The organism is Streptomyces adelaidensis, from assembly GCF_016598475.1.
Classification (GTDB): Bacteria; Actinomycetota; Actinomycetes; order Streptomycetales; family Streptomycetaceae; genus Streptomyces; species Streptomyces adelaidensis.
In genome coordinates, this window is sequence record NZ_JAEMUX010000135.1 from 1 (window position 1) to 15169 (window position 15169).

10 protein-coding genes are annotated in these 15169 nt (G+C 68.8%); 2 read left to right on the forward strand and 8 right to left on the reverse strand.

The features are described 5' to 3' along the window. Nucleotides 1–237 precede the first annotated feature (237 nt). Nucleotides 238–2427, forward strand: coding sequence for a catalase/peroxidase HPI (gene katG / locus I8N67_RS38945; RefSeq protein ID WP_200309033.1), 2190 nt, complete (start codon nucleotides 238–240; stop codon nucleotides 2425–2427). Between the two features lie 217 nt (nucleotides 2428–2644). Here katG and I8N67_RS38950 read toward each other — a convergent pair whose 3' ends face one another. The 8 genes from I8N67_RS38950 to I8N67_RS38985 all read right to left on the reverse strand — a co-directional run bounded on the left by I8N67_RS38950 (nucleotide 2645) and on the right by I8N67_RS38985 (nucleotide 10664). Continuing rightward, nucleotides 2645–3037, reverse strand: a complete 393-nt coding sequence (locus I8N67_RS38950) for a VOC family protein (RefSeq protein WP_200309034.1) — start codon at nucleotides 3035–3037, stop codon at nucleotides 2645–2647. 349 nt (nucleotides 3038–3386) lie between these two features. Then, entirely contained in the window at nucleotides 3387–3839 is a 453-nt protein-coding gene (locus I8N67_RS38955; protein ID WP_200309026.1) for an SRPBCC family protein, read from the reverse strand. Next, entirely contained in the window at nucleotides 3836–4141 is a 306-nt protein-coding gene (locus tag I8N67_RS38960) for an ArsR/SmtB family transcription factor (RefSeq protein ID WP_128379022.1), read from the reverse strand. Before I8N67_RS38960 ends, I8N67_RS38955 begins: the two co-directional genes overlap by 4 nt. 343 nt (nucleotides 4142–4484) lie before the next feature. Then, nucleotides 4485–6242 carry an amylo-alpha-1,6-glucosidase gene (locus tag I8N67_RS38965; protein ID WP_200309027.1) on the reverse strand — a complete coding sequence of 586 codons (1758 nt, stop codon included), beginning with the start codon at nucleotides 6240–6242 and terminating at the stop codon, nucleotides 4485–4487. A 75-nt stretch (nucleotides 6243–6317) separates the two neighbouring features. Further along, nucleotides 6318–7145 carry a carbohydrate ABC transporter permease gene (locus I8N67_RS38970; RefSeq protein WP_200309028.1) on the reverse strand — a complete coding sequence of 276 codons (828 nt, stop codon included), beginning with the start codon at nucleotides 7143–7145 and terminating at the stop codon, nucleotides 6318–6320. Nucleotides 7146–7177: 32 nt separating this feature from the next. Then, nucleotides 7178–8188 carry a carbohydrate ABC transporter permease gene (locus tag I8N67_RS38975; RefSeq protein WP_200309029.1) on the reverse strand — a complete coding sequence of 337 codons (1011 nt, stop codon included), beginning with the start codon at nucleotides 8186–8188 and terminating at the stop codon, nucleotides 7178–7180. Between the two features lie 21 nt (nucleotides 8189–8209). Continuing rightward, a complete protein-coding gene (locus tag I8N67_RS38980) occupies nucleotides 8210–9457 on the reverse strand; it encodes a sugar ABC transporter substrate-binding protein (protein ID WP_200309030.1) in 1248 nt (415 codons plus the stop codon). A 190-nt stretch (nucleotides 9458–9647) separates the two neighbouring features. Then, complete coding sequence (locus tag I8N67_RS38985; RefSeq protein ID WP_200309031.1) at nucleotides 9648–10664, reverse strand: LacI family DNA-binding transcriptional regulator; 1017 nt, start codon at nucleotides 10662–10664, stop codon at nucleotides 9648–9650. A 489-nt stretch (nucleotides 10665–11153) separates the two neighbouring features. Between I8N67_RS38985 and I8N67_RS38990 the strand changes: the two genes are divergently transcribed. Next, nucleotides 11154–14816: a LamG-like jellyroll fold domain-containing protein gene (locus I8N67_RS38990; protein WP_200309032.1), complete on the forward strand. Its 3663-nt coding sequence runs from the start codon at nucleotides 11154–11156 to the stop codon at nucleotides 14814–14816. Nucleotides 14817–15169: the final 353 nt, after the last annotated feature.

Below are 15169 nucleotides of genomic sequence, written 5' to 3' on the forward strand. Positions count from 1 at the left end.
CCGTAAGCCCACCGGCCCCGTGGTAGTAGGCCGACCGTCGCAGAGCGGCGGCGGGCGGCAACTACTGGCTCGAAGTCGATTTCGGAGCAGAAAAGAAGCCTCTACTCGCACGTTTGTCATGCGGGGGCGCTCTGCGTGTTTCATAGCGGTGCCGTCTGCGGTGCGCGACCATTACGGACGCCGACATCACAATCGTCGGGATTGTGCATGGAACACCGAGACAGAAAGAAGGACGACGTGTCCGGCAGCGAAAGCGAGAACCCGGCAATCCCCTCCCCGACCCCCACACCGACTCGGCCCAGGACGAACCGGGACTGGTGGCCGAATCAGCTGGATCTTCAAATTCTCCACCAGCACTCGTCCCGCTCCAATCCGATGGACGAGGACTTCGACTACTCGAGAGAGTTCGCGACCCTCGACCTCGACGCGCTGAAGCAGGACGTCTTCGAGGTGATGACGGCATCACAGGACTGGTGGCCTGCCGACTACGGCCACTACGGACCGCTCTTCATCCGGATGAGTTGGCACGCCGCGGGCACGTACCGTGTCGCCGATGGCCGGGGCGGGGGCGGCTCCGGCGCTCAGCGCTTCGCCCCCCTCAACAGTTGGCCGGACAACGCGAGCCTCGACAAGGCGCGTCGTTTGCTCTGGCCGGTCAAGCAGAAGTACGGCCAGAGAATCTCCTGGGCCGACCTTCTGGTCTTCGCCGGTAACTGTGCCATGGAATCGATGGGGTTCAAGACGTTCGGGTTCGGATTCGGGCGAGAGGACATCTGGGAACCCGAGGAGATCTTCTGGGGGCCCGAGGACATCTGGCTCGGGGACGAGCGCTACAGCGGCGACAGGGAACTCGCCACTCCCTTCGGTGCCGTGCAGATGGGGCTGATCTACGTCAATCCGGAGGGGCCCGGCGGCAACCCGGATCCGATGGCCGCGGCCCGGGACATTCGCGAGACATTCGGGCGCATGGCGATGAACGACGAGGAGACGGTTGCGCTCATCGTCGGCGGCCACACGTTCGGCAAGTGTCATGGTGCGGTCGATCCCGCGTACATCGGCCCGGAACCCGAGGCGGCCCCCGTCGAGCAGCAGGGTCTCGGCTGGCGGAACACATACGGCAGCGGCAAAGGCTCCGACGCGCTCACCAGTGGGCTGGAGGGCGCTTGGACCTCCGAGCCGACCAGGTGGGACAACGGGTACCTGGACAACTTGTTCAGGTACGACTGGGAGCTGACGACGAGCCCCGCCGGCGCCAAGCAGTGGACCCCCACGGATCCTTCGGCCAGGGGCACGGTGCCCGATGCTCTTGATCCGTCGAAGAAGCACGCTCCCATGATGCTGACGACGGACCTCGCGCTGAAGCTGGATCCGGTCTACGGCCCGATCACGAAGAGCTTCCACGAGAACCCGGACAGGCTCGCGCAGGCGTTCGCCAAGGCGTGGTTCAAGCTGCTGCACCGCGACATGGGACCCGTCACGCGCTACCTCGGCCCGTGGGTTCCCGAGCCGCAACTGTGGCAGGATCCCGTCCCTGCGGTCGATCACGCACTCGTCGTGGACGAGGACATCGCTGCTCTCAAGAGCAGGATCGTCGCCTCGGGACTGTCCATCTCCCAGCTGGTCACCACCGCTTGGGCGTCGGCAGCGAGCTTCCGCGGCACCGACAAGCGTGGCGGGGCCAACGGGGCACGGATTCGACTCGCACCGCAAAGGGACTGGGAGGTCAACCACCTGCCCGAGGTGGCTGAGGTGCTGCAGAAGCTGGAGCAGATCCGGCAGGACTTCGACCTCTCCCATGCCGGCGGCACGAGGGTCTCACTCGCCGACCTGATCGTCCTGGGCGGGTGCGCGGCCGTCGAGCAAGCCGCGAAGAACGCTGGTTACGACATCACAGTCCCGTTCGCACCAGGGCGCACGGACGCCTCGCAGGAACAGACCGACGTGGAGTCGTTCGCCGTGCTCGAACCCAGGGCCGACGGGTTCCGGAACTACCTCCGGGCGGGAGAGAAGTTGTCGCCGGAGACACTCCTGCTGGACCGCGCCAACCTGTTGACACTCACCGCTCCCGAGATGACGGTGCTGATCGGCGGCATGCGGGTCCTGAACGCCACCTTCAAGCGATCCCCACACGGCGTGTTCACTCACCGGCCGGAGACATTGACCAATGACTTCTTCGTCAATCTGCTCGACATGGGCACGGAGTGGAAGGTGTCGGCCTCGGACGAGAACGTTTTCGAAGGCCGGGATCGCACCACAGGCGAGCTCAAGTGGAGTGCCACCGGAGTCGACCTCATCTTCGGTGCACACTCCCAGCTCCGAGCAGTCTCGGAGGTCTACGCGTCCCAGGAGGCGGGACACAAGTTCGTGCGTGACTTCGTGGCCGCGTGGGACAAGGTGATGAGCCTCGATCGGTTCGACCTCTCCTGAACCGATCTCCCGGTCTGGGCAGTGACACTGATCGCTCAGAACTCCCGCAACGCCTCCATGGTGGGCACGCGCACTCCACCGACAGCACGCGTGCCCGCCGCCCAGGACGCCACTCGAACCACAGCGGCTCCCCGGCAACGCGACACACGGCCGGGTATCCGAACCGTTCCTTCAGCCGGAGAGCAACATCCGAGCAATCTCGAACTGGCCCCGATCGTCAATTCTCCTGGAGCACGGAGAGAACGTTCCCGGCGGGGTCGGTGAACCACGCGACCGCCGCGGGGCCGCCGTCACCGATCCGGACGATGCCCTTCTCGTCATGGTCGAATCCGGGATAGCGCTCAAGGTTCACGCCGCGCCGCTCCAGTTCACCGGCGGCGGCCTCGATGTCGTCCACAGGGAAGTTGAGAATCGTGAACGTTGCGGGGGTGTGTGTCTCCTTCGGGTAAACGAAGACACGCGCGCCGCTGCCGAGTGTGAGGGTCAGCATCCTCATGTCCCCCTGCCCGGACTCCTCCACCTGGAGACCGAGAGTCTCACCGTAGAACCGGCGGGCCTTGCCAAGGTCATCGACCGCGAAGCCACTGAACGCCTGCGATTGTCCGAACATGCCGTGTATCTCCTTCATGGGTGAGCCGTCCCAAGATCTCAGGGCACACCACACGCACCACGGTCAACGGCACGCCACGCGATCGACGCCCGGATGGTCGTGCGCCCTTCACCCGATCGATGTCGCTACCGGTCAGTGCGCCGCCTTGAAGCAGTGTCCACAGCAGCCCGTCGACTTCGTGAATCATGAGATAGCCCACGGCCGACCACAACCGAAGGCCGGGGGCCGGGCGGAGTCCTGTTGGGCCGGCGGGCGGTGTGCTGGGGCGTCATGGGGCCGGCGTCGTCGGCCGGGCGTGGCCGGCGGCCAGGTGGCCGTCGTGGAGAGCCTGGTGTGCGAGACGGCGTGATCAGACCGCGGTGCCGAGCTGCGCGGCGATGCCCTCCAGGCACCACGTCCAGCCCACGCGCATGTGCTCGGCGGTCAGGGCGTCCGACAGGCCCTCGACCGTGAGCTCCAGCCGGGTCCCGCCCTCGACCGGCAGGAGCAGCACCGTGCAGCGGGAGCGCTCGGCCATGTCCTCCCCCGCGGTGAGCACGTCGAGCACGAGCCGCTCGACGGGCTCGAAGACCGCGAAGGTGGCCGTCTCGCTGTACGCGTCGCCGGCCGGGCGGGGGCCGAAGCGCAGCCGGTAGCCCCCGCCCTCGCAGGCGTCGACCTCGCAGGTCGACACGCGCCAGGCGGGGTCGGGGCAGACCCAGCGCTGCAGCAGGTCGGCGCGGGTCCAGGCGGCCCAGACGCGCTCGGGCGACGCGGGGTAGGTGCGCTCGAGGTCGAACGACAGGAGCGGGGTGGCGGTCACGTGTCCTCCAGGAGGGTGCCGAGGGCGTCCAGCCGGGTCGACCAGAGCGCCTGCTGCTGTGCGGTCCACGTGGCCACGGCGACGAGGGCGTCGTCGCGCAGCCGGCACTCGCGCACGCGGCCGCGCTTGACGGTCGTCACCAGGCCCGCTTCCTCGAGCACGCGGACGTGCTTGAGCACGGCGGGCAGCGAGAGCGTCGTCGGCGCCGCGAGGTCACCGGCGGACGTCGGCCCGCGGGCGAGGCGCTCGACGATGGCCAGGCGGGTCGGGTCACCCAGGGCCGCGAACTGATGGTGAACCATATGGTTTACTTTTGCGTCTCGACGCGCCGGTGTCAACCCGCGCGTCTACGCAGCCGGTCGGCGGGTTGGCGCGGCTGCCGGCGCGCCTGGGCGGCCAGAGCGGCCAGAGCCGAGTCAGCGTTGCAGGCGGCGCGCATCCGGCGCTCCACCAGAGCACGCGGCTTGTCGGCAGCCGGTCTCGCACGTTGCGGATCTTGTGCGGTTGACGTCGGGCGATCACCGAGTGGCCGAACATGTCTTCGACCACCCGCGCCAACGCCTTGAACCCATCCGGCACGGCCAGGATCGGCTTGGTGACGAAGGGCGACGGCGGCGCGGACCGGCGGAGCGCCCAGGAGGTCTGTCAGCCGCCGACGTGCGCGGCGGGTGTGGTGTGCCGCAGTTCGTGGGCTTCGGCGAGGAGGAGGTAGCCGGCGGCGGTCCATGTGTAGGCGCGGTCTCGCAGGCCCTCACCGGTGAGGGCGTCGAAGTTCTCGGCGAAGCCGTGGGCCTCGCACAGGGCGCGGAAGCGGGCGCTGATCTCGTCGGCGAGCCGGTGGTGACCGGCGCGGCGCAGGCCGTCCTCGACGAGAACGGTGGACGGCGCCCAGATCGGGCCGCGCCAGTAGCCGTCGGCCAGGTAGTGGGGTGACGTGGGCTGTTCGGTGGCCAGGCCGTACGGGGTCAGGTGGGCCTTGATGCGGTCGGCCAGTGTGCTGCCGATCTCGGCGGGCAGGTGCTCGCCCAGCGCGATGGGCATCAGGTCGAGGAGGCTGGTGCTGCTCCAGGTCTCCCCGGTGCCGGCCGACCGGGCGACGAACCTGTCCCCGGTCCAGAGCTGGTCCAGCAGCGCCGTCCGGATCTCCTCGGCGGTGCGCTTCCACCGGTCGACCTCGTCCCGCTTGCCCAGTTCCCCAGCGATTTCGGCCAGTTGGTGGAGCTGGAGGATGAGAAAGGCGGCGAGATCGGCGGTGACGACCACCCGTTCCGGGTCGAAGGTGGTGGCGTTGTCCCAGCCGCTGTCGTTGCCGTGCTGGTAGTGGGGCAGCGCGGAGCCGGGGGCGCGCCGTGCGGTGAGCCAGAACTCCGTCCAGCGTTCCAGCCGCTCGTACACCTCGGTCAGTTCGGCCCGGTCGAGGGGTGTCGGCAGCCTGCGGCGCAGGTGGCCGAAGGCCCAGCCGTGGATGGGCGGTTTGACGAAGTTGTGGAGGACCTCGGAGTGGGTGACCGAGTCCGGCAGGGCTCCGCTCTCGTCCTGGTGGTCGAAGGGCAGGTGGAACTGATCCATGGCCAGCCCGGGTGAACCCGGGGCCAGGGCGAGGGCGTTGAAGCAGTGGTCCCAGCTCCAGACCTTGTCCATCCAGTGCTTGGACATCAGCACGCCGGGGCGGGTGACCAGGCCCTTCGCCTCCACGGTCGCCGACCAGACGACGTAGGCGGCGAGCTCGGCGGCCGGGGTGCCGGCCGAGCGCCAAGGGGCGACGGCGTCCACGAAGTCCGCGAAGGATCCCTGGGCCTTGGCCACAAGGTCGTCGAAGACCGTCGAGGACACGTAGGCCGGGCGGGCGGTGTCGAGTTCCTCGATCGCGAGCTCCCAGACGCCGTCCGCCCGCGCGGTCACGGTGAGACCGCGGTCGCACCGGCCCAGGGCCTGGTCTCCGGCCGTCTCGGCGATGGTGCCGGACAGCACGGTGACGCGGTAACGGCGACCGGTCTCGTACGACGTGAACACATGCCCGTGTGTCGCCGGGTCGCGGAAGAAGTACGTGCCACTGAACGGGGTCAGGGTGTGCGCGGCAGCGAGGATCGCGAAGTCCAGGCCCTCGCCCCGCAGGCGTACGGTGTCCGTCGACTCGTAGGCGAGCTCGACGCGACCGCTCTCGCCGGTCCAGCCGAGCAGGCCCGGTGTCGCCTCGACGCGGGTCTCGGCCCGCTCGCCTCTGGCCGTGTCCAGGGGGACCAGGCGCAGGACGCCATGCATGCCGTTCTGGTGCGAGACGAGGTGGAGGTCCTCGGCGTACGTCTTCTCCGCCACCACGGGCGAGATGTCGAACCAGGATCCGTACGCGCTGAACGGGATGTCATGGACGGAGAAGGTCGGGCCGGGAAGGGCGGCGGTCATGCGGTGTGACTCGTTTCTGGAGCAGGGGCGCCGGCCGGCGCGTGAACGCGCCGGTGGTCGTGGCGGAGTGCGGGCTCAGTCCTTGACGGCGCCGGTGGTCACACCGGCCGCCACATAGCGCTGGGCGAGGACGAGGATCACCGCGGCCGGTAGGGAAGCGACGACGGCGGTGGCCATGATGGCGTTCCACTCCTGGTTGTTGTTGCCGATGTAGTGGTAGATGCCGAGAGTGATCGGCTCGTGGGCGCCGCCGTTGACCAGGGTGTTGGCGAACACGAAGTCGGACCATGACCACAGGAAGGCGAACAACGAGACCGTGACGACGGCGTTGCGGCTCATCGGCAGAACGATCGACCAGAAGGTCCGCAGGGCCCTCGCTCCGTCCACCTGCGCGGCCTGGAGCAGTTCGCCGGGGATGCCGGACATGAACGCGGTGAAGATGAGCACCGCGAAGGGGACGGCGAGGGTGGAGTCGGCGACGATCAGGCCGGGGACGGACTGGAGCAGGCCGAGCTGGAGGTAGATGGCGTAGAAGCCCATCGCCATGATGATGCCGGGGATCATCTGGGCGGCCAGCAGGACGAAGCTCAGCAGACCGCCGCCGCGTGGGCGCAGCTTGGCCAGGGCGTAGCCGGCGGGCGCGGCCAGGGCCACGGTCAGTACGACGGTACCGAGGGCGACGGCGAGGCTGGTGCCGAGGTAGGGCAGCTGCTCGTCGAGGACGGTGCGGTAGCCGGCCAGGGTGCCGTGGGTCGGGAACAGGTCCGGTGGGCTCTTGCGCATGTCCTGGTCGGGGGTCAGGGACACGTTGACCATCCAGTAGACCGGGAAGAGCATGATCCCGGTCAGCAGCAGGCCGATGGCCGTCTTCCAGCCTGTTTTCCTGACAGCGCCTGTTTTCATGGCAGCGCCTTTTTTCCTGACAGCGCCTGGTTTCATGACAGCGCCTGCTTTCGCTGGACTCGGACGTAGATTAGGCCGAACACCAGGGCCGCGACGACGAGCAGGTTGCCGACGGCCGCGCCGGGGCCGAAGGCGGGCAGGAGGTTGCCGAAGCCGAGCTGGTAGGACCAGGTGGCGAAGGTGGTGGACGAGTCCGCCGGGCCGCCCTTGGTCATGATCCAGATGATGTCGAAGACCTTGAGGGTGTAGACGAGGCCCAGCAGCAGCGTGATGGCGGAGACCGGGCGCAGCAGGGGGAAGGTGATGCGCCAGAAGCGCTGCCAGGCGTTTGCTCCGTCCAGGGCCGCGGCCTCGTACAACGATCCCGGGATGGATTGCAGTCCGCTGTAGAGCACCACCAGGTTGAAGGGGACGCCGATCCAGATGTTCGCGATGATCACCGAGGCCAGCGACCAGGACGGTGAGGTCAGCCAGTTGACCGGGTCGATGCCGACGGTGTGCAGGGCGGCGTTGACGATGCCGGAGTCGCTGTTGAGCATCCATGACCAGGTGGAGGCCGACACGATCAGCGGCAGCAGCCAGGGCACCAGGAACAGGGCCCGCAAGGTCGCCGACAGCCGGAAGTGCTGGTTGAAGAAGACCGCGAGCGCCAGACCGATGGCGTACTGGAAGACCAGGCACACGGCGGTGAAGACGACGGTGTGCAGCAGGGCCGGCGCGAAGGTCGGGTCGTCGAGGACCTTCTGGTAGTTCTCCAGCCCCGTGAAGGGCGCGTCGCCCTGGACGAAGGAGCGGACGGTGTAGTTCCGCAGGCTGAGGTCGAGGTTGCGGTAGAGCGGATAGGCGTAGAAGAGGATGAGGTAGAGGGTGACCGGGGCGAGGAATCCCCAGGCGGCCCTCCCCCAGGCTCCGCCCGGGGGGACCCCCAGCTGGGAGGTCGGACGGCTCCGTGCCCGCGCGAGGGCCGGGGACGGGGCGGCGGTGGCCGCCCCGCTCCGGTCGTGCGCGGACCGGCGATCCGATGACTGCTTCGTGTCGTTCATCTGCGGACCGCGAATCCCTGGTTACTTGACGGCCGACTGGGCCTTGGCCAGCGCGTTCTTCGGCGAGTCGGCACCGCTGAGCGCGGACTGGACGGCCTTCCACATCTGCTCGGAGATCTTCGGGTACTTGGTGCCCAGGTCGTCACTGGTGCGTCCCTTGGCCGCCTTGACCGCTTCCACCCACGGCTTCAGTTCGGCGTTCGCGGCCACCTGTTTGTCCTGCACCTCGCTGGTGGGAGCCACGTAGGACAGGGTGGTGTCGGTGTCGTAGAGGTTGGCGGTGCTGGTCAGACAGGTGACCAGCTTCTGGGAGGTGGCGTAGCGGCCGGCGTCGTCCTGGACCGGGATGGTGACGAACTCGCCGCCGGTCGGGGCCGCGGCGTTGCCCCCGTCCGCGCCGGGGATGGGCAGGACGCCGTAGTCGAAGCCGGCCTTCCCGGCATTGGCGAGCTGCCAGGTGCCGTTCTCGGCGAACGCGTAGTCGCCGCTCGCGAACTCCTGCCAGCTGGTGGTCTGGGTGTTGTTGATGACCGAGTTGGGGGCGTAGCCCTTGTCGAGCCAGCCCTTCCACAGAGACAGCGCGGAGACGCTCTCGGCGGAGTCGAGGTCGGTGAGCTGCGCGCCCGAGCCCCAGAACCACGGCAGGAACTGGAAGCTGCCTTCCTCCGTGCCTATGGCGGAGAACGTGATGCCCTTCTTCCCTGCCTTCTTCACCTTCTCCAGCGCCGCCGTCAACGACTTCCAGTCCTTGACCGAGGCGACGTCCACCCCGGCCGCCTTCAGGACGTCCTTGTTGTAATAGAGGGCGAGGGTGTTGGCGCCGATCGGCGTGCCGTAGGTCTTGCCACCGGACTGGCCGGCCGCGAGCAGGTTGGGGTCCGCCTTCGAGGTGTCCAGCTTGTTGTCGTCGGTCGTGGTGAGCACCCCCGCCTCGGCGAGGGTCGAGACAACCGGGTTGTCGACGATGAGGACGTCGGGGGAGTTGCCCTGCTGCGCCGCCAGCAGCGTCTTGTTGGACAGGTCGCTGGTGTCGAAGCCGGTCCTCTTGATCTTCACGCCCGCTTCGGTGCCGCACTGGTCCAGCAGCTTCGTCCAGGCCGAGCCCTTGGCGAACTGCGGGTAGGGGTCCCAGATGGTGTACGTGCCGCTGTCGGCGTCCTTCGACGCGGAGCCGCCCGATCCGGAGGAGCAGGCGGTGGCGCTGACGGCCACGGCCAGGACGGTCAGGGCCGCGGCGGTCGGACGGCGTCGTCTGGAGGTGCTGTGCATGGCGGATCCTTCGTTTTCTGGCACAGGTGTGCCGTGGGAGGGGGTGGCTGGGGGAGCCGAGCACGCCGAACGGCGTCGGTGAGGGATTCGGGTGCTCGTGCGCCGGGACGGAGATGCCCGTGTGTCGTGGTCGGGGGTGTGACGGAGGTGGGAGGCACGGCCTTCCGGCCGAGGCCTGGGGCCTGGGGCCTCAGGAGGTGCCGAAGACGGGTCCGGTGCTGGCCCGCAGTGAGATCGGCGGTGCGAGCAGGTGGTGCCTGGCCGGCGCGTGGGGGTTGTCGAGCCGCTCGACGAGGAGGTCGACGGCCAGACGGCCCATCTCCTCCGCCGGTACGTCCGCCGCCGTGAGCTGCGGGGTCACCGTCTCCGCCCACCGGCCGGCCACGACTCCGGTGACGGAGAAGTCGCGCGGCACATGGCGGCCCGCCTTGGCCAGCCCCCGGTAGAGGCCGCCGAGGGCGGCCTCGTTCAGCGTGACCAGGGCCGTGGTGGCCGGATCGTCGTGCAGGATCCGCTCCAGGCACGTCTGGCCCGACGCGGCGTCGTCACCGCAGTTGTACATCCCCACGGTCAGTCCACGCTCGGCCGCGGCTTTCGTGAAGCCGTCCAGGCCGCGGTGTGCGGACTCGTAGCCCGCACGCAGCAGCTGCTCGGGGCGGTTGACGAAGGCGACCCTGCGGTGGCCGAGGTCCGCGAGGTGGTGGACGCACGCCTCCACCAACGCGGTGTGGTCCAGGCCCACCCACCAGACGCCCCCGGGACGAGCGGTACGGCCGATGGTGACGGAGGGGAAGTCCAGCTCGGCCAGGTGATCGACCCGGTCGTCCTCCAGCCTGATCTCCATCAGGATCGCCCCGTCGACCCTCCGCTCCCCCAGCAGCCGCTGGAACGAACGGTCACTGTCCGCGCCGCTGGGCGACAGCAGCACGTCGTAGTCATAGGCCGCGGCGGCCTCGGCCACGCTGCCGATGAAGTCCAGCTGCATCCCCGTGTAGTGGTTCCCGGCCGGCGGGAAGACCAGACCGATGGTGCTCGTCCGGCCGTTGGCCAGGGCGCGGGCACTGGCGTTGGGCCGATAGCCCAGCTCGTCGATGACCCGCTGGATCTTCCGCCGCGTGTCCTCCGACACGGGGCGCTTGCCGCTCAGCGCATAGGACACGGTGCTCCGCGAGACACCGGCCCGCCGGGCGATCTCACCGATGTTCACGGGGAACTCCTTGCTCGAACCGGTTCGAAGCCTCTGCGAGGCAGAGCGTCCGACCCTGGTAGGGACTGGGGCTGAGGAGACAACGGCCACCGGCTGTCGAACCGGTTCGCGTGAAGTGAACGTAGGAACAAGTCGGGCGGCTGTCAACAGCCGAAACGACACTTCTCGCACAGGACGGCGATTTGGATGATCCGCGGACTTCGCTTGTGCCCTGGGTATTGCTGAGAGATTTCCTCGGTGCTAGCTTCCTGCGAACCGGTTCGATGAAGTGATCCTTCCGGCGGCCGGGGCTCGTTCCGGCGGAGCCCGTGGCGTGCGGGGCGACCGCACCGCCACCTGGGTGGGCCCCTTGCCTCCGGGCCACTTTTGATCGAACCGATTCGACAACGCGTCACCTCGGGACTCGCCACCGGTAACGCCATGTGGACGAGCAGTCGACCGGGGCGAACCGATCGGGACCCGTTACTCAAAGGATTGAGGACGCACTCCATGCCATCCGCTGACAGATCTGCCCGGCGCCGAGCTCCGGCCGCCGTGGCCCTGACGCTCGGCGCGGGCCTGCTGGCCGCTCCCGCCGTCCCCGCCCAGGCGGCCGACACGCCTCAGCCAGTCGCCCACTACACCTTCGACCAGGACGACCTCGCCTCCGGCAGGATCGCCGACAACTCGGGCAACGACCTGACGGCGACCCTGGTGAACGGCTCCACCGCCCGGACCGTCGCGGGCCCGGACGGCGGCAAGGCGCTGGCCCTGCCCGGCGGGGCGCCCACCTCCGACGGCGCGTACGTCCGGCTGCCCCGTGCGGTGCTCGGCGACGCGAGCGACCTGACGGTCTCGGCCCGGGTGAAGTGGAGCGGCGACAAGTCGTCCTGGCAACGGATCTTCGATCTGGGCACCGACACCACCAAATACCTCTTCAGCACCCCGTACAACGGCAGCGGGCTGTTCCAGACCTCCGTGACCACCGGCGGTGGGGGCGCTGAGGCGCAGGTGCGCGGCTACGCGATGCTTCCCTCGGACGGGTGGCGGACGGTCACCGTCACCCTCGACACCGGGGTCGGCCGGCTCACCACCTATCTCGACGGCGTGGCCGTCTCCTCCGCGAAGACCGGCATCAAGGCCAAGGAGCTGCTGGACGGTTCGGCCACCGCCGCCGGTTACATCGGCAAGTCCTTCTGGCCGGACCCGCTGCTCGAGGGGGAGATCGACGACTTCGCCGTCTGGCACTCGGCGCTCGACCCCGAGCAGGTGGCGGGTACGGTCAAGGACGTGCCGACCGTCCGGGAACTGTCGAAGACGTCGTTCGAGGTCCGTACGACGACCGGGACCGCTCCGTCCCTCCCCGCCGCCGTCCGCTCGTCCTTCTCCGACGGCTACGACCGTGACACGCCGATCACCTGGGACGCCGTACCCGCTGGGAAGTACGCCGAGCCGGGGACGTTCACGGTGGCCGGACGCGCGGCCGGACGGGAGGTGAAGGCGACCGTCACCGTGGTCCGGGAAGGTCAGCTCACCGTCGACCTGGGCTCGGACACCGGCGCGTTCCACGGCGGCGCCTCCGGCACCCTCTACGGCGTGTACGGACCGGACGTGCCCACCAACAACCTCATCGAGGGCATGGGTCTGCGCACGGTCTCCACCAAGGCGCAGGACGGTCCGCAGCACCCGGGCGCCGACGCGCTGGAGGTGGTGAAGCCGCTGGCGGACTCCACCGACGGTGATGTGTACATCTACATGACGGACATCCACCGCGGCTTCCCGTACCAGTGGCCGGGCGACACCCCCGCCGAGAAGCTGAAGCTCTACAAGGAGAAGCTGGCCACACAGGTCGACCAGGTCCTGCGGCTGCCGAAGGAGTACCAGGACAACATCGTCTTCGTGCCGTTCAACGAGCCCGAGGGCAACATGTTCGGCACCGGCGAGTGGAGCTACAACAAGGTCAGCTGGCTGAACGACCCCGACGACTTCTTCGCTGCCTGGGACGACGCCCACAAGCTGATCAAGGACAGGATGCCGGACGCCCGGATCGCGGGCCCCAACACCAGCGTCCTGTACGACCAGGTGAAGGGCTTCCTCGCCCACACGCTGGCCGCCGGTACGCTCCCCGAGGTCATCACCTGGCACGAGCTGAGCCACCCGGAGGCGGTGCGCGACAGCGTCGCCAAGTACCGGGGCTGGGAGAAGGAGCTGTTCGAGGGCACCTCGCGTGAGGGCACCGAACTCCCGGTCAACATCAACGAGTACGCCTTCAACTACCACACCTCCGTCCCCGGTCAGATGATCCAGTGGGTGTCCGCGATCGAGGAGTCCAAGGTGGACGCCGACATCGCGTACTGGAACATCGACGGCAACCTCTCCGACTCCGCCGTGCAGTCCAACCGCGGCAACGGCCAGTGGTGGCTGCTCAACGCGTACGCCTCGATGAGCGGCCACACGGTCGAGGTGAACCCGCCCTTCCCCGGCGAGAACTACACCATGCAGGGCGTCGCCACACTCGACGAGAAGAAGAAGCAGGCCCGGCTGATCTTCGGCGGCTCCACCGGCGAGGGTCACATCACCTTCGCGGGCGTCCCGAAGAAACTGTTCGGCAAGCGCGTGCATGCCTGGGTGCGCGAGATCGAGTGGAGCGGACAGGTCGGCGACAACTCCGGCCCCGGACTGCTCACCGAGACCAACCTGGACATCGCGGACGACGGCACGGTCACCGTCGCCTTCGGCGACGGCGGGCTGCCGCAGCTCAAGGAGTCTTCGGCGTACGAGATCGTCCTCAGCCCGGCCGGCAAGGCAAGCGGCACCCAGCCGACGCCGGTGCGCTGGCAGGGCTCGTACGAGGCCGAGGACGCCGCCCACACCGGGTCCGACTACTCGAAGAACGGTCCGGAGGGCTCCCCGCGCGACGTGTCGAAGTTCTACACCTCCGGCGGCTACAACGTGGGCGGCCTGCGCACCGGCTCCGATGTCACCCTCGACTTCACCGTGGACGTGCCCGAGGACGGCACCTACGACCTGAGCGTCTTCGCCAACTCCCTCAACACCTTCGACAAAGTGAAGGAACAGGGCCCCACCAACGTCTTCCTGCGCGTGGACGGCAAGGCGGACAGCGAACAGGAGCTGTATCTGCCGCTGGGCTACAAGTGGGTGGTGTGGGACCACACCGACACCACGGTCCATCTCACCAAGGGCAAGCACACCCTGACGCTCGCCGCGAAGAGCGCCGACGGCAAGGGTGTCACCAAGGGGGACGCCATCGTCGACCGGCTCACCCTCACCCTCCCCGAGGCATCGGCGAACACCCGGGTGTACGAGGGCGAACTGGCCTGGCTGGGCGGCGGAGCACGCCCCGTCTACGACCTGCCCAAGCAGACCAGGACACCAGCGACCGGATCGGGCGCGGCCCGGCTGGCGAAGAAGGGGACCGCGACATTCTGGGTCTACTCACCGGCCGACCGTGAGGCCACGCTCACGGTCGACACCCTGAAGGGTTCGGGCGCCCGCGTCGCCGTCGACGGCCGGGACGTCCTGCGCCTGGGCAGGAACGGCGGCAGCGTGGCGGTCTCCCTGTCCGGCGGCGTCAACAAGGTGACGGTGACCGGCGGTTCGGACACCACCCTGGTCGACCGACTGACGGTCACGCCGACCAAGGGCACCCTCAAGACGCGTACGTACGAGGCTCAGGACGCCGAGCTCGCCGGCACCGCCGCGTCGACCCCGCTCTCGCTGGCCACGGACGGCACGGCGATCACCGGGATCGGCGGCGACCCGGGCAACGGCAACACCGCCACGTTCACCGTCACCGCGGACAAGGCGGGCACGCACGCGCTGCGCATCCGCTACTCCAACCCCGAGCAGTCGCCGGCCACCCACTACAACCCGGACCCGCTCGCCCGCCACGCCGACATAGCCGTCAACGGCGGCGAGACACGGCGTGTCACCTTCCCGCACACCTTCCACCAGAACAACTTCTGGGAGCTGACCGTCCCGGTCACCTTGAAGAAGGGGCAGAACACGATCGTCTTCCGCACCGAGGAACTGCCGAACTTCGACGGCACCACCTACGCCTCGGACTCCTTCCCCGGCGTGCTGCTCCGCTCCCGCCACGCGCCGCTGATCGACCGGATCACCATCGCCCCGTACGCGAAGGAGGTGCGATGAGGTGAGGGCCGCCGGCGGCGAGGGGACACGCACGAAGTCCGCGTAGCGGGGCACCGCCTCCCACCCGCCGCCCGCCGGCGTGCGCCCACCACGCCACCGACGCGGCGAGCAGGCGCCCGGGTCCGTCAGTCCGACGGACCCGGGCGCTTCGCCGTTCGCCCATGGCTGGTCGACAGGTGACGCGACCACCGTGACCGGGTGCGCTTGATGTGGACGATGCTCGCCCCCGGGACGAGCTCCCCCTCACCCGAAGTCGTCGCCGCCCTGGCCCACGCCCTCCAGCTCGACCCCTCCGAGCGCGAGCACCTCACCAATCTGCTGGTCCGCCCCGTCGCCGCACGCCGAACCCCGAT

What these genes read in the sequence shown, in the direction of transcription:
- I8N67_RS38950 (WP_200309034.1), bottom strand. Translation starts at nt 3,037, where the DNA reads ATGTTCGGACAATCGCAGGCGTTCAGTGGCTTCGCGGTCGATGACCTT.
- I8N67_RS38960 (WP_128379022.1), bottom strand. Translation starts at nt 4,141, where the DNA reads ATGGTTCACCATCAGTTCGCGGCCCTGGGTGACCCGACCCGCCTGGCC.
- I8N67_RS38965 (WP_200309027.1), bottom strand. Translation starts at nt 6,242, where the DNA reads ATGACCGCCGCCCTTCCCGGCCCGACCTTCTCCGTCCATGACATCCCG.
- I8N67_RS38970 (WP_200309028.1), bottom strand. Translation starts at nt 7,145, where the DNA reads ATGAAAACAGGCGCTGTCAGGAAAACAGGCTGGAAGACGGCCATCGGC.
- I8N67_RS38975 (WP_200309029.1), bottom strand. Translation starts at nt 8,188, where the DNA reads ATGAACGACACGAAGCAGTCATCGGATCGCCGGTCCGCGCACGACCGG.
- I8N67_RS38980 (WP_200309030.1), bottom strand. Translation starts at nt 9,457, where the DNA reads ATGCACAGCACCTCCAGACGACGCCGTCCGACCGCCGCGGCCCTGACC.
- I8N67_RS38990 (WP_200309032.1), top strand. Translation starts at nt 11,154, where the DNA reads ATGCCATCCGCTGACAGATCTGCCCGGCGCCGAGCTCCGGCCGCCGTG.